Genomic DNA, 12,463 nt, shown 5'->3' on the forward strand with positions numbered 1-12,463 from the left:
GGCGGGGGGGAGGGCGGGGTGGGGGATCCGCTGTTTCCGGGGTTGGGGAATGGGGGGTATCGGGTCAGCCACTACGGGCTCGATCTGGATTACGACGTGGCGAAGGGGCATCTGGAGGGGACGGCGGCGATCACCGCGCGGGCGGGGCAGGATTTGCGGTCGTTTCAGCTGGATCTTCAGGGGATGACGGTGGCGCGGGTCCAGGTGGGCGGCCGGGAGGCGGAGTTCAGCCGCCACGGGCACAAGCTGGTGGTGCGGCCGGCCGGCGGGATAGGGAAGGGCGAAACGTTCCGGACGACCGTCCGCTATCGGGGCACGCCGCAGGAGATGACGGACGCGGACGGGGCGCGGGAGGGCTGGGTCAGGACCGCCGACGGCGCGTTCGTCAGCGGCGAGCCGGCCGGGTCGATGACGTGGTTCCCGGGCAACAACCACCCCGCCGACAAGGCCGCCTACGACTTCCGGATCACCGTGCCCGAGCGCTACACCGCGATCGCCAACGGCGAGCTGCGCTCGAAGCGGACCGCCGGCGGCCGGACGACGTACGAGTGGCACAGCGGTGAGCCGATGGCCAGTTACCTCGCCACCGCCACTATCGGGACGTTCGACGTGCGGGAGTCCCGTACACCGCAGGGCCTGCCGCTCTACGTGGCCGTGGACCCGCAGGAAGCCAAGGCGAGCGAGAAGCCGCTGTCCCGGTTGCCGGAGATCCTGGCCTGGGGGACCGAGCTGTTCGGCCCGTACCCGTTCAGTTCGGCGGGCGCCGTCGTGGACCACACCCCGCCGCGTATCGACTGGGCGGCGCTGGAGACGCAGACCAAGCCGGTGTACGCGGGGGCGCCGGACACCTCGACGGTGGTCCACGAGACCGCGCACCAGTGGTTCGGCGACTCGGTGACGCCGAAGACCTGGCGCGACACCTGGCTCAGCGAGGGCTTCGCCACGTACGCGGAGTGGCTGTGGGAGGAGCGGGAGGGGGGCCGCACCCCGCAGGAGCGGTTCGATGCCCTGTACGGCGACGGGGAGGGCGACGAGGACGGTCCGGACGAGGACGCGGACGACGGGCGGTGGGGGTTTCCGCCGGGGGCGCCGGAGTCGGCTGAGGACGTGACCGGGACGCCGGTGTACGAGCGGGGGGCGATGGTGCTCCAGCAGTTGCGGAACGCGGTCGGGGACGAGGCGTTCTTCGGGATTCTGAAGGAGTGGCCGGCGAAGTATCGGCACGGGAATGCGGATACGGATGACTTCATGGCGTTTTGCCAGGATCGGACGGATGAGGATTTGAGTGATTTGTTCGATGACTGGCTGTTTGGGGAGGGGCGGCCGGATTGGGAGTATTCGGGGAGTGGGGAGGATGGGGATGGCGGCGAGGACGACGCCGCCGCGTGACGCCGTTGGTGGATGATGCCGCCGCGTGACCCGTTAGTGGATGACGCCGCCGCGTGACCCGTTAGCGGTTAGGGCTTGGGCGCGCTGTCCCCGGGGGCGCTGGTGAACTCCGGGCCCAGGCGCGCCAGTTTGTCCGGGTTGAGGACGGCGGAGACCTCGGTGATGCGGCCGGCGTGGACGGTGAAGGCGAGGACGCCGGGCGGGAAGGCGCCGGTGGGGTCGGTGAAGACGAGGCCGGGGGCCCCGTTGACGTCCCGGAGGGACAGCCGCACGGACTCCAGGGCCAGGCCGCCGGTGGCCACGCCCCAGGTGTAGCGGGCGACCTTCTCGCGGCCCAGGACCGGCCGGCGGGCCGCGCTCACCTTGCCGCCGCCGTCCGAGCGCCACACCACGTCCGGGTCCAGGACGGCCAGCAGCGCCGCGAAGTCCCCGCCGGTGACGGCCGCCAGGAACGCCTCCACGGTCCGCCGGTGCTCGGCCCGGTCCACGGTCCGGCGCGGGGCCTCGGCGCGTACCCGGCGGCGGGCGCGCGAGGCCAGCTGGCGGACCGCGTCCGGGGTGCGGCCGACCGCCTCGGCGATCTCCGGGAACGGCACGGCGAAGACGTCGTACAGGACGAAGGCGGTGCGTTCGGCCGGGGTGAGGCGTTCCAGGACGGTCAGGAGGGCCATGCCTACGGACTCGTCGAGGGTGACGCGGTCCTCGGGGTCATCGGGGGCGGCATTACGGGCCAGCGCGGCCGGGCCGCGCCCGGGGGCGGCGTCGAGCAGGGGCTCGGGAAGCCAGGGGCCTACGTAGAGTTCCCGGCGGGCGCGGGCCGAGCCCAGGAAGTCGTAGCAGATCCGGCTGACCACGGTGGTGAGGAAGGCGCGGGGGTGCTCCACGGGCGGGTCGTCGGGCAGCGCCTGCCAGCGGAGCCACGCCTCCTGGACGGCGTCGTCGGCGTCGGTGACGGTGCCCGTGATCCGGTAGGCGATGCCCCAGAGCCGGCCTCGGACGTCCTCGAAAGCCGCCAGGCGGTCCGCGGCGGGCGGCGTCCCGCTGTCCGTCCCCTCGGCCGCTACCTCGGCCACTCCCTCGGTCCCCAACACGCCCTCCCCCGCCCTCAAAACGAGCCGTACGCGCCCGTACGCGCCCCACGCGCCCATCCTGCCCCTTCCCCCCTCCCCCGTGCCGCAGAATGGCGCGCGGCGGCCCGTGGGCGGCCGCACGGCGGCGGACCGGCCGCCGGGACCAGGGGGAAAGCGAGGCGCGGCATGCGTGCACGCGGCATCAACTACGACACCGGGTTCCTCCCCGGGGACGAGCTCTCGCGGAAGGTCTTCACCGACGCGGCCGTCGAGCGGGACATGGCCGTGATCGCCCGGGACCTGCACTGCGACGCGGTCCGGATATCCGGCGGCCACCCCGAGCGGCTGTCCACCGCCGCCCGGTACGCGGCTCAGGCCGGGCTGGAGGTGTGGTTCGCGCCGTTCCCGGTGGACCTCGCCCCTGAGGAACTGCTCCCGTTCTTCGCCGACTGCGCCGGGCGGGCCGAGGAGATCCGGCGGGGCGGGGCCGAGGTGGTCTTCGTCGCCGGGTGCGAGGCGAGCATGTTCTGCAAGGGGTTCATCCCCGGCGAGAGTTACGGCGACCGGATCCGGGCGATGAGCACCGCGTCCCGGGAGTGGTGGCAGTCGCTCGGCCCGGTGCTGGAGCGGCTGAACGGTTTCCTCGCCGAGGTGGCCGGGGCCGTCCGGGAGCGCTTCGGCGGCCGGATCACCTACGCCGCCGGCCCCTGGGAGGCGATCGACTGGACGCCGTTCGACCTGGTCGGAGTGGACGCCTACCGGGCCGCGTACAACGCCGCCGCCTTCCGGGACGAGCTGCGCCGGCACGCGGCCCACGGGAAGCCGGTCGCGGTGACCGAATTCGGCACCTGCCCGTACCGGGGCGCCGGCGACCTCGGCGGGATGGCCTGGCAGCCGCCGGCCGGCGCGGTGCGCGACGAGGGCGAGCAGGTCCGGTACTTCGGCGAACTCCTCGACGTCTTCGAGGAGGAGGGCATCGACACCGCGCTGTGGTTCACCTTCGCCTCGTTCGGGCGGAAGGGCGAGGAGGACGACCTCGGGTCCTACGGGGTGGTGGGGAGGGCCGGCGCGGAAACCGAGGAGGAGTGGACGCCGCGCGAGGTCTTCCGGGCGATGGCGGAGCGGTACGCCCGCCAATGACCTGACGCGTACCGGAGGGCAGGCGGGCAGACCGCCGCCCTCACCCGCGCTTCTTGGCCTTCGCCTTCGCGTTCGGCTTCGCCTTCGAGCGCCGGGCCGCCGGGTTGCCCGCGCGGGTTTCCCGGCGGCGGGCGTGGCGTTCGAGGGCCGCCTCGTACTCGGCGCGGCGCAGCTTCTCCCCGGGGGCCTCGACCAGGCTGCGGCAGAAGTAGGCCAGCAGGGAGCCGATGAAGCCGATGAGGAGGAGGCTCTGGGACGACCGGTCGGCGGCGGTCTCGGGCGCGGTGCCCGGCCGCCGGACGAAGCCGTCCCAGGTGCGGCGGAACGCGAGCGCGCTGCACACCGCGAAGCCGGCCACGATCAGGACGTTCACGAACGAGCCCACGGCGGCGATCGTCAGCCCCTGGAACGCGAACCGCAGCACCAGCGCCCCGGCCGCCGCCAGCAGCAGCGAACCGGCCGCCACCGCCACCCGCCGCAGCGCGTAGCCGCCGTCGTGCGCGACCCAGGTGGTGCCGAAGAAACGGATCTCCTCCGGCTCCGGGCCGTCCGGGGCCACCGACCGCTGCGCATCACTCATGCCGTCGATTATCCCCGGACGTCCCGTATTGCCGGGGTGGCCTCGGTCTCACCCGTAGGACCGGCCCCGTACTGCTCACCCCGTACGGCTCAGCCCATGCAGCTGGGCGCGACCATGCCGTCGCTGCCCGTGTGGACGTACGTGTCGGAGATGTACTGGCCGGGGCCGATGTTGTCCCAGAGGTTGGAGGTGCCGTAGGGGCCGGTGACCCACTGGCCGCGCCGCTGGCAGCGGATCTCCACCCGGGCGCCCTCCGCCAGCCGCCGCACCACCGGGGTGTCGGTGCCCGGCCCCTGCCGGACGTTGACGCGGTAACCGGGCGCCACCGGATACGTCAGCCCCGCCGCCCCGGCCGCAAGGACCTGGGCCCCCTCCGCGCCCTGCACTTCCTGCGTACTCATGATCGCTGCTCCCCCCGTTGAACGCGTCGAACGCGTCGAACCCGTTGACCGTGTCGAACCCGTTGACCGCGTTGACGATGTGATCCTGCGCCGCCGCCACCCCATGCGGGACAGCGGCCGATTCTCGGCCATGCGTACGACACGGCCCGTGGGCGGCACGCTAGCAAGCCTCGCCCGTCCCGGCGGCGCCATGGACTAGGCTCCGCGCGTCGCACTCTGCGACCGCATGGCATGGCGACGACACGGGGGTGGAACGATGCCGCCGCTGCGCGATTCCGCGCCCGGACCGGAAGCGGAGCGTCCGGAATACGCCGGGCAGTACCGCCTGGAAGCGCGTCTGGGCGCCGGGGGCATGGGCGTGGTCCACCTGGCCCGGTCCTCCTCCGGACTGCTGCTCGCGGTCAAGGTCATCCACGCCGAGTTCGCCCAGGACCCCGAGTTCAGGGGCCGGTTCCGGCAGGAGGTGGCCGCCGCCCGGCGGGTCAGCGGCGCCTTCACCGCCCCCGTCGTGGACGCCGATCCGGACGCCGAACGCCCCTGGATGGCCACCCTCCACATCGCCGGCCCGGCCCTCTCCGACCACGTGAAGCGGAACGGCCCGCTGGCCCCCGCCGAGGTCCGGCGGCTGGGCGCGGGCCTGGCCGAGGCGCTGCGCGACATCCACCGCGCCGGCGTCGTCCACCGCGATCTCAAGCCCGGCAACGTCCTGCTGGCCGCCGATGGCCCGAAGGTCATCGACTTCGGGATCTCCCGGCCGTCCGACAGCGAGATGCGTACGGAGACCGGCAAGCTGATCGGCACGCCGCCGTTCATGGCGCCCGAGCAGTTCCAGCGGCCGCGCGAGGTCGGCCCGGCGGCGGACGTCTTCGCCCTGGGGTCGGTGCTGGTGCACGCCGCCACCGGGCGCGGCCCCTTCGACTCCGATAGCCCGTACCTGGTCGCCTACCAGGTGGTGCACGACGAGGCCGACCTCTCGGGTCTCCCGGACGAACTGGTGCCCCTGGTGGCGAGCTGCCTGGCGAAGGACCCGGAGGACCGCCCGACCCCGGGCCGCCTGATGGAACTCCTGCGCAGCGACGCCCCGATGACGCTTCCCGCCACCGCGCCCCTCCCCCTGGGCGCGATACCGTCCGCCGCCCCCGGCCCCGTCCGCGTCCCCGCCCAGCGGCAGCCGGCCCGCGCCGAGACCACCCACGTACGCGTCGAGACGCCCCAGTCCCGCGCCGAGACCACCCACGTACGTGCCGCGTCCCACGACGTGCGTGCCGAGAGCCCCGGCGTCCCCGCCGAGACCGCCCCCGCCCGCACCCGCCGCCGCGTCCGCCCCCGCCTCCTGGCCGCCACCGCCGCCCTCGTCGTCCTCGCGCTCGGCGCCGGCGCCTGGGCCCTGACGGCGGCGTCCGACGACGACCCGGCCCTCCAGACCCACGCCTCACGCACCCCGCACAGCCCCATCCGCCCCTGGCGCACCACCCTCGTCGACCGCCCGGCCGGTTACGCCGCCGAGATGCCGTACTGCACGGCCGGCGCCGGCGCCGTCTTCTGCGGCCAGTCCGGCCTCCCCGCGGCCCGCCTCTCCCCCGCCACCGGCGAGGTCACCTGGCGCCACACGGCCGCCACCAGAAGCCGAAGCGATGTCTCCCCCACCGCCCCGGTCCTCTCCGGCGGCTTCCTCTACGTCTTCGCCGACGACGGCCGCCGCCTGCTCGCCCTCGACCCGTCCAAGGACGGCGACGGCGCCCTCCGCTGGAGCCTCGACATCTCCCCCTACGAGGGCGGCGCCACGGTCGTCGCCGACCGCATCCTCCTGACCTCGGCCGACGGCACCGTCACCGCGCTCGACACCACCACCCACCAGCAGCGCTGGCGCAGAAGCTTCTCCGGCCACCAGCTCCCCCGCTTCACCGCCCACGGCGACCCGCACACCGCCTACGCCGCCGAACCCCTCCCCACCGGCCCGTCCCCCCTCACCCGGCTCACCGCCATCGACCCGGCGGACGGCTCGGTCCACTGGTCCCGCCGCCTGCCCGGCACCCTCACCCTGGCCGGAACCACCCGCTCCGGCGCGCTCTTCCTCACCGTCGGCGACCCCACCTACGACAACCTCACCGCCGCGGTCCTCCGCTACGACCCCGCGACCGGCCAGTCCCGCCGCCTGCCCCTGGCCGCTCCCCTGCGGGGCGTTTCGGCCACCGTGCAGGGCGAGACCGCGTACCTCCTCGCCGAGGGCGGCGCCCTCCAGGCCGTGGGCGCGCGCACCTGGGACACCGAGACCTCCGTCAGCCGCGGCTCGGCCCCCGTGGCCGCCGGGGACCGCCTGTACTTCACCGCCGCCGACGGCCGCCTGATCGCCGTGGACACCACCTCCGGCGCCCTCCTCGGCCAGACCCCGCCGCGCCTCACCGCCACCCGCCACAACGGCTTCCTGCAAGCCGTCCCCGCGCCCTGCCTCGACCCCGACCAGGGCCGGATCTACGCCGCCTCCCCGGACGGCACGGTCTTCGGCGTACCGACCGCCGACCCGTCCCGCTGGTAGGCCCCCCGGGGCGACCCCTTAAGGGCCGCCCACCCCTCAACTCAGATTCGTACTCTGCCAGTTGAGGTCCGCGACGTGCTCCCTCAGCGCCGCCGACACCGCGACCGGTTCCAGGTCCGCCGGATCCGCGTCCCACTCCACGCCGCCCCCGAGCGGCCGCAGCTGAACGCACCCGTCCTCGTGGTCCATCACCCGCCCGACCCGCTCCCGCAGCAGATCCCGCACGATCTCGCCCTTCGCGGGCACGTGCGCGGGCGCCGGCGCCCCGGCGGGCCGGTCGCCGGTCATGACCGGCCTCCCCGTCCCCCGATGACGGCCGCCAGCCGCCGCGCGGTCTCCGGGTTGCACCGCCCCAGCTCGATGAGCGGCCGCGGCGGCTCACTGCTGTACGACAGCGGATCGACGGACAGCGACGGCAGCACGATGCCGTTCCGCTTCAGCGCGGCAGCCAACTCGTCGCGCGCCGCCTCGGCTTCGGCGATCTTCTCCAACGTCACGGGGGTGCTCCTTCTGCCGTTTTCCCTGCCTGACACGCCGGCCACAGCTACGCTGCGCATTCCGGGCATTACGAGGATGCACCAGCGGGGACGGGCAAATGTCTAGTTCCGGCTGATATTCCCCGCCCGGATCGAAGTCCCCACACCTTCCACGAAGGAGGGCCCCATGCCACCGAGGAGAGTCATCACCGGCCGCAGCCAGGAACCACGCAAGCGGTTCGCGGAAGAGCTGCGCTTACTGCGCCACCAGAAGGGTGTGAGCCTGCGGCAGCTCGGTGAAGACCTTGGCTGGGACTGGTCGCTGTTCGGCAAAATGGAGAGCGGCAAGACACTCGGCAGTCCCGAGGTGGCCATCGCCCTTGACGACTATTACGGGACCCCGCATCTGCTGATCACCCTGTGGGAGCTGGCGAAGGGCGACCTGTCGCAGTTCAAGGAGCAATACCGGCGCTACATGATGCTGGAGTCCGAGGCGGTGAACTTGTGGCATTACGCGGTGAGCAGGCCGCCAGGACTCTTGCAGACCGAGGCGTACGCACGCGAAGCGCTCGCGGCAGGTGGCCTCGCGGGCCAGGAACTGGAGCAACAGGTCGAAGCGCGCGTCAGACGACGGGAACTGCTCAAGGGCAATGAAGCGCCGACGTTTCGGGGCATCCTCTCCGAAGCGGTCCTGCGAACACCCTTGTGCAACGCGCAGGAGTGGCGGGAGCAGTTGGAGTACCTCCTGGAGGCGTCGGAGCGCCCGAACGTCACCCTTCAAGTGCTGCCGTTGAGCACCGGTCCGCACGGCCTGGCGAGCACCGACCTGATGTTTCTCCGGCTCCTGGACGGCCGTGCCGTGGCTTACGCCGAGAACGACGTACGCGGTGAACTGATCGAGGAAGCATGCCGGGTTGAGCGTTTCCAGCGCGCATATGATGCAGTGCGCGACATGGCCCTTTCCCCGGTCGAGTCGCGGAAGTTCATCCTGCGAATGTTGGAGGAAGTGCCGTGCGAGCCATCGAACTGAGCGGCGTGAACTGGCGTAAGAGCAGTTACAGCAACTCGGAAGGCGGGGCGTGCGTCGAGGTCGCCGACACCTTCCTGGCCAACGCCAACTGGCGTAAGAGCAGCTACAGCAACTCAGACGGTGGCCAGTGCCTGGAGGTCGCGGACGGGCACCCCGCCCGGCTGGTCCCCGTACGGGACAGCAAGAACCCCCAGGGCCCCGCCCTCGTCTTCGGGGCGGCGGCCTGGGGGGCGTTCGTGGGGGCCGTCCAGGACGGGAACAGCCCCCTCGGTCACTTCCAGTCGGCGTAGCCGGGCTCGGCCTGCCAGCCCTGCGGCGGTTCCAAGTACGGGGACACGCGCCCGCAGGCCGTGCAGGCCCACCGGCCGTACAACCCCTCCACGACGGCGCCGCAGTCGCAGACATGGGCGGTGACCGCCGCGAGCGCGTCGGCGGGCCCGGGCTCGGCAGGACCGGGTGTGTCACGACCAGGTGTGTCAGCCATCATGCCGCCAGTATCTCACTGCGTATGACCACAATTCGGGCACACGTTCCGTCGCCCGCGACTTCGCGCCATCGTGGCGCATTCCGGACAGCGTCATCCCCCAACTCCCCCGTTCCCCGACGCGCCAACTCATCAACGCGCTAACTCGTCAACTCGTCAACTTTCGAGGCTACTCGCGCGCTCCCGGCCGGAAAAGAGCCGCGCCCGGCCCGCCCGGTGAGAACCCCATGAGAACTCACCAAGGACGGACCGGGCGCGGGAAGACCGCAGACCGCGGCGCGGTTCAGCCAGGCTTTCGGCCAGGCGTTCAGCCGAGCTTGCTGACGTCGCGGACGGCGCCCTTGTCGGCGCTGGTGGCCATCGCCGCGTAGGCCCGGAGCGCGGCCGACACCTTCCGCTGGCGGTTCTTCGGGGCGTAGACGCCGCCGAGCGCGTCCCGGCGGGCGGCCAACTCCGCGTCGTCCACGAGGAGTTCGATCGAGCGGTTGGGGATGTCGATGCGGATGCGGTCGCCGTCCTGGACCAGGGCGATGGTGCCGCCCGCGGCCGCCTCCGGCGAGGCGTGGCCGATGGACAGGCCCGAGGTGCCGCCCGAGAAGCGGCCGTCCGTCACCAGGGCGCAGACCTTGCCGAGGCCGCGGCCCTTCAAGTACGAGGTGGGGTACAGCATTTCCTGCATGCCCGGGCCGCCCTTGGGGCCCTCGTAGCGGATGACGACGACGTCGCCCTCCTTGACCTGCTTGAGGAGGATCTTCTCGACCGCCTCCTCCTGCGACTCGCAGACGACGGCCGGGCCCTCGAAGGTCCAGATCGACTCGTCGACGCCCGCCGTCTTCACGACGCAGCCGTCCTCCGCGAGGTTGCCCTTGAGGACCGCGAGGCCGCCGTCCTTGGAGTAGGCGTGCGCCACGTCGCGGATGCAGCCGTTCGCGGCGTCCGTGTCGAGGGTGTCCCAGCGCTCGGACTGGCTGAACGCCTCGGCGGAGCGCTTGCAGCCGGGGGCCGCGTGCCACAGCTCGCGGGCCTCGTCGGTGGCCGCGCCGCTGCGGACGTCCCAGTCGTCGAGCCACTGCTTGATCGAGGGGCTGTGCACGGTGTGCACGTCCTCGTTCAGCAGGCCGCCGCGGTACAGCTCGCCGAGGATCGCGGGGATGCCGCCGGCGCGGTGCACGTCCTCCATGTAGTACGTCTTCGAGCCCGCGACGTTCGGCGCGACCTTGGCCAGGCAGGGGACGCGGCGCGAGACCGCGTTGATGTGGTCGAGGTTGTAGTCGACCTCGGCCTCACGGGCGGCGGCCAGCAGGTGCAGGATCGTGTTCGTGGAGCCGCCCATGGCGATGTCGAGCGCCATGGCGTTCTCGAACGCCGCGTGCGTCGCGATGTTGCGCGGCAGGACGGACGCGTCGTCCTCGCCGTAGTAGCGCTTGGTCAGCTCGACGACCGTGGCGCCCGCCTTCTCGTACAGGGCCTTGCGGGCCGTGTGCGTGGCGAGGACCGAGCCGTTGCCGGGCAGCGAGAGGCCGATGGCCTCGGTCAGGCAGTTCATCGAGTTGGCGGTGAACATGCCGGAACAGGAGCCGCAGGTCGGGCAGGCGTTCTCCTCGATACGGAGGATGTCCTCGTCGGAGATCTTGTCGTTGACCGCCTCCGACATGGCGTCGACCAGGTCGAGCGTACGGACCGTGCCGTCCACGAGGGTGGCCCGGCCGGACTCCATCGGGCCGCCGGAGACGAAGACCGTCGGGATGTTGAGGCGGAGCGCCGCCATCAGCATGCCGGGGGTGATCTTGTCGCAGTTCGAGATGCAGACCAGCGCGTCCGCGCAGTGCGCCTCGACCATGTACTCGACCGAGTCCGCGATCAGGTCGCGCGAGGGCAGGGAGTACAGCATGCCGCCGTGGCCCATCGCGATGCCGTCGTCGACCGCGATCGTGTTGAACTCGCGCGGGATGCCGCCGGCCTGCGTGATCGCCTCGCTGACGATGCGGCCGACGGGGGCCAGGTGCGTGTGGCCGGGCACGAACTCCGTGAAGGAGTTGGCCACCGCGATGATCGGCTTCCGGCCGATGTCCGCGCCCGGTACACCCGAGGCTCGCATAAGGGCGCGGGCGCCCGCCATGTTGCGGCCATGGGTAACGGTGCGGGACCTCAGCTCGGGCACGATGGTCACTCCCTCGGAATACGGACGTACGACCGCGGCACATACCGCAGCTTCCCTCGAGATTACGCCCCGGATCCAAGATCTGGACAGCGCTCTCCGGGATATGAGACGGGGCCGGGAGCCGGCCTCGGGCCACCCGCCGACGGCCCCCGGCGACCAGCCGCCGGCCCCTGCGACTACCTGCCGGGAACCCAGGCGACTACTTGCCGGGGACCCAGGTGGGCGACGCCAGATGCAGGCGGGTGAAGGCCAGCGCCTCGGCGAGGTCGGCTTCCCGTTCGGCGGCGGACATGGCCCGGCGGGTGTTGACCTCGACCACCACATTCCCGTCGAAACCGGTCGCGGCGAGACGTTCCAGCAGCTCGGCGCAGGGCTGGCTGCCGCGGCCGGGCACCAGGTGCTCGTCCTTGGCGGAGCCGTTGCCGTCCGCGAGGTGGACGTGGGCCAGCCGGTCGCCCATCCGCGCCGCCATCGCCAGCGCGTCGTGGCGGGCCGTCGCGGTGTGCGACAGATCGACGGTGAAGTGGCGGTAGTCGTCGTTGGTCGGGTCCCAGTCGGGGGCGTACGCCTGCATCTCGCGGTCGCGGTAGCGCCAGGGGTACATGTTCTCGACCGCGAACCGGACGTCGGTCTCGCTCTCCATCCGCCAGATGCCGCGGACGAAGTCGCGGGCGTAACCGCGCTGCCAGCGGAACGGCGGGTGGACGACGACCGTGGACGCGCCGAGCTTCTCCGCGGCGTTGCGGGCGCGCTGGAGCTTGACCCAGGGATCGGTGGACCAGACCCGCTGGGTGATCAGCAGACAGGGCGCGTGCACGGCCAGCACCGGGACGCCGTGGTAGTCCGACAGCCGGCGCAGCGCCTCTATGTCCTGACTGACCGGGTCGGTCCAGACCATGATCTCGACCCCGTCGTACCCCAGGCGCGCGGCGATCTCGAAGGCCGTCGCCGTCGACTCCGGATAGACCGAAGCCGTGGACAGCGCGACCTTCGCGTCGGGAATGCGCAGCACTGGCTCTGTCACGAAGGACAGCGTACGGGCCGCACCACGGCCCAGGGCAGGAGGTGACGATCGCCACGACGCCACCGGGGGGCCGATGGGGCGCGTGGGCGCCGGTGGGACGCGTGGGGCGCAGGGGTTCGGGGCGGGGGTGTGATGTCGGCCGCATTGGGGCGGCGGGGGGCCTGGGGGCGCG

Annotated in this window: 13 protein-coding genes; 5 read left to right on the forward strand and 8 right to left on the reverse strand. The window is 72.4% G+C overall.

Translation table 11 applies throughout. The features are described 5' to 3' along the window. The coding region (locus tag ADL22_RS05950) for a M1 family metallopeptidase (RefSeq protein ID WP_234430558.1) at nt 1-1,389 on the forward strand (1,389 nt) is incomplete at its 5' end. Between the two features lie 68 nt (nt 1,390-1,457). On the opposite strand, the gene sigJ is transcribed toward ADL22_RS05950, so the two are convergent. After that, a complete protein-coding gene (sigJ, locus tag ADL22_RS05955) occupies nt 1,458-2,405 on the reverse strand; it encodes an RNA polymerase sigma factor SigJ (RefSeq protein WP_066974407.1) in 948 nt (315 codons plus the stop codon). A gap of 240 nt (nt 2,406-2,645) precedes the next feature. On the opposite strand from sigJ, the gene ADL22_RS05960 reads away from it, so the two are divergent. Then, nucleotides 2,646-3,599, forward strand: a complete 954-nt coding sequence (locus ADL22_RS05960) for a hypothetical protein (RefSeq protein ID WP_066974386.1) — start codon at nt 2,646-2,648, stop codon at nt 3,597-3,599. A gap of 40 nt (nt 3,600-3,639) precedes the next feature. Here ADL22_RS05960 and ADL22_RS05965 read toward each other — a convergent pair whose 3' ends face one another. Further along, nucleotides 3,640-4,179 (reverse strand): hypothetical protein, encoded by a 540-nt coding sequence (locus tag ADL22_RS05965; protein ID WP_066974388.1) that lies wholly within the window; start codon nt 4,177-4,179, stop codon nt 3,640-3,642. Between the two features lie 89 nt (nt 4,180-4,268). After that, nucleotides 4,269-4,580, reverse strand: a complete 312-nt coding sequence (locus ADL22_RS05970) for an SH3 domain-containing protein (RefSeq protein WP_066974390.1) — start codon at nt 4,578-4,580, stop codon at nt 4,269-4,271. Nucleotides 4,581-4,836: 256 nt separating this feature from the next. Here ADL22_RS05970 and ADL22_RS05975 point away from each other — a divergent pair, with 256 nt between their 5' ends. Beyond that, the gene (locus ADL22_RS05975; RefSeq protein ID WP_066974392.1) at nt 4,837-7,116 is read left to right on the forward strand and encodes a protein kinase domain-containing protein; all 2,280 of its coding nucleotides are present in this window, start codon (nt 4,837-4,839) and stop codon (nt 7,114-7,116) included. Between the two features lie 36 nt (nt 7,117-7,152). Here ADL22_RS05975 and ADL22_RS05980 read toward each other — a convergent pair whose 3' ends face one another. Beyond that, nucleotides 7,153-7,404 carry a hypothetical protein gene (locus ADL22_RS05980; protein ID WP_234430559.1) on the reverse strand — a complete coding sequence of 84 codons (252 nt, stop codon included), beginning with the start codon at nt 7,402-7,404 and terminating at the stop codon, nt 7,153-7,155. Further along, entirely contained in the window at nt 7,401-7,613 is a 213-nt protein-coding gene (locus ADL22_RS05985; protein WP_066974399.1) for a hypothetical protein, read from the reverse strand. Before ADL22_RS05985 ends, ADL22_RS05980 begins: the two co-directional genes overlap by 4 nt. Before the next feature lie 166 nt (nt 7,614-7,779). Between ADL22_RS05985 and ADL22_RS05990 the strand changes: the two genes are divergently transcribed. Further along, nucleotides 7,780-8,622 (forward strand): helix-turn-helix domain-containing protein, encoded by an 843-nt coding sequence (locus ADL22_RS05990; protein ID WP_066974401.1) that lies wholly within the window; start codon nt 7,780-7,782, stop codon nt 8,620-8,622. Then, nucleotides 8,604-8,912 carry a DUF397 domain-containing protein gene (locus ADL22_RS05995; protein ID WP_066974402.1) on the forward strand — a complete coding sequence of 103 codons (309 nt, stop codon included), beginning with the start codon at nt 8,604-8,606 and terminating at the stop codon, nt 8,910-8,912. Before ADL22_RS05990 ends, ADL22_RS05995 begins: the two co-directional genes overlap by 19 nt. On the opposite strand, the gene ADL22_RS35170 is transcribed toward ADL22_RS05995, so the two are convergent. From ADL22_RS35170 to ADL22_RS06005, 3 genes are all read right to left on the reverse strand, one after another. Further along, complete coding sequence (locus ADL22_RS35170) at nt 8,894-9,109, reverse strand: hypothetical protein (RefSeq protein ID WP_159048584.1); 216 nt, start codon at nt 9,107-9,109, stop codon at nt 8,894-8,896. The two genes, ADL22_RS05995 and ADL22_RS35170, sit on opposite strands and share 19 nt — an antisense overlap. Nucleotides 9,110-9,413: 304 nt before the next feature. Next, nucleotides 9,414-11,267, reverse strand: a complete 1,854-nt coding sequence (ilvD, locus tag ADL22_RS06000; protein ID WP_066974413.1) for a dihydroxy-acid dehydratase — start codon at nt 11,265-11,267, stop codon at nt 9,414-9,416. A 199-nt stretch (nt 11,268-11,466) separates the two neighbouring features. After that, complete coding sequence (locus ADL22_RS06005; RefSeq protein WP_199836226.1) at nt 11,467-12,291, reverse strand: sugar phosphate isomerase/epimerase family protein; 825 nt, start codon at nt 12,289-12,291, stop codon at nt 11,467-11,469. Nucleotides 12,292-12,463: the final 172 nt, after the last annotated feature.

Origin of the sequence: Streptomyces sp. NRRL F-4489 (assembly GCF_001509485.1) — a bacterium.
Classification (GTDB): Bacteria; Actinomycetota; Actinomycetes; order Streptomycetales; family Streptomycetaceae; genus Streptomyces.

Coding starts and splice junctions, on each gene's coding strand:
- ADL22_RS05960 (WP_066974386.1), top strand. CDS start 2,646: ATGCGTGCACGCGGCATCAACTACGACACCGGGTTCCTCCCCGGGGAC.
- ADL22_RS05965 (WP_066974388.1), bottom strand. CDS start 4,179: ATGAGTGATGCGCAGCGGTCGGTGGCCCCGGACGGCCCGGAGCCGGAG.
- ADL22_RS05970 (WP_066974390.1), bottom strand. CDS start 4,580: ATGAGTACGCAGGAAGTGCAGGGCGCGGAGGGGGCCCAGGTCCTTGCG.
- ADL22_RS05975 (WP_066974392.1), top strand. CDS start 4,837: ATGCCGCCGCTGCGCGATTCCGCGCCCGGACCGGAAGCGGAGCGTCCG.
- ADL22_RS05980 (WP_234430559.1), bottom strand. CDS start 7,404: ATGACCGGCGACCGGCCCGCCGGGGCGCCGGCGCCCGCGCACGTGCCC.
- ADL22_RS05990 (WP_066974401.1), top strand. CDS start 7,780: ATGCCACCGAGGAGAGTCATCACCGGCCGCAGCCAGGAACCACGCAAG.
- ADL22_RS35170 (WP_159048584.1), bottom strand. CDS start 9,109: ATGATGGCTGACACACCTGGTCGTGACACACCCGGTCCTGCCGAGCCC.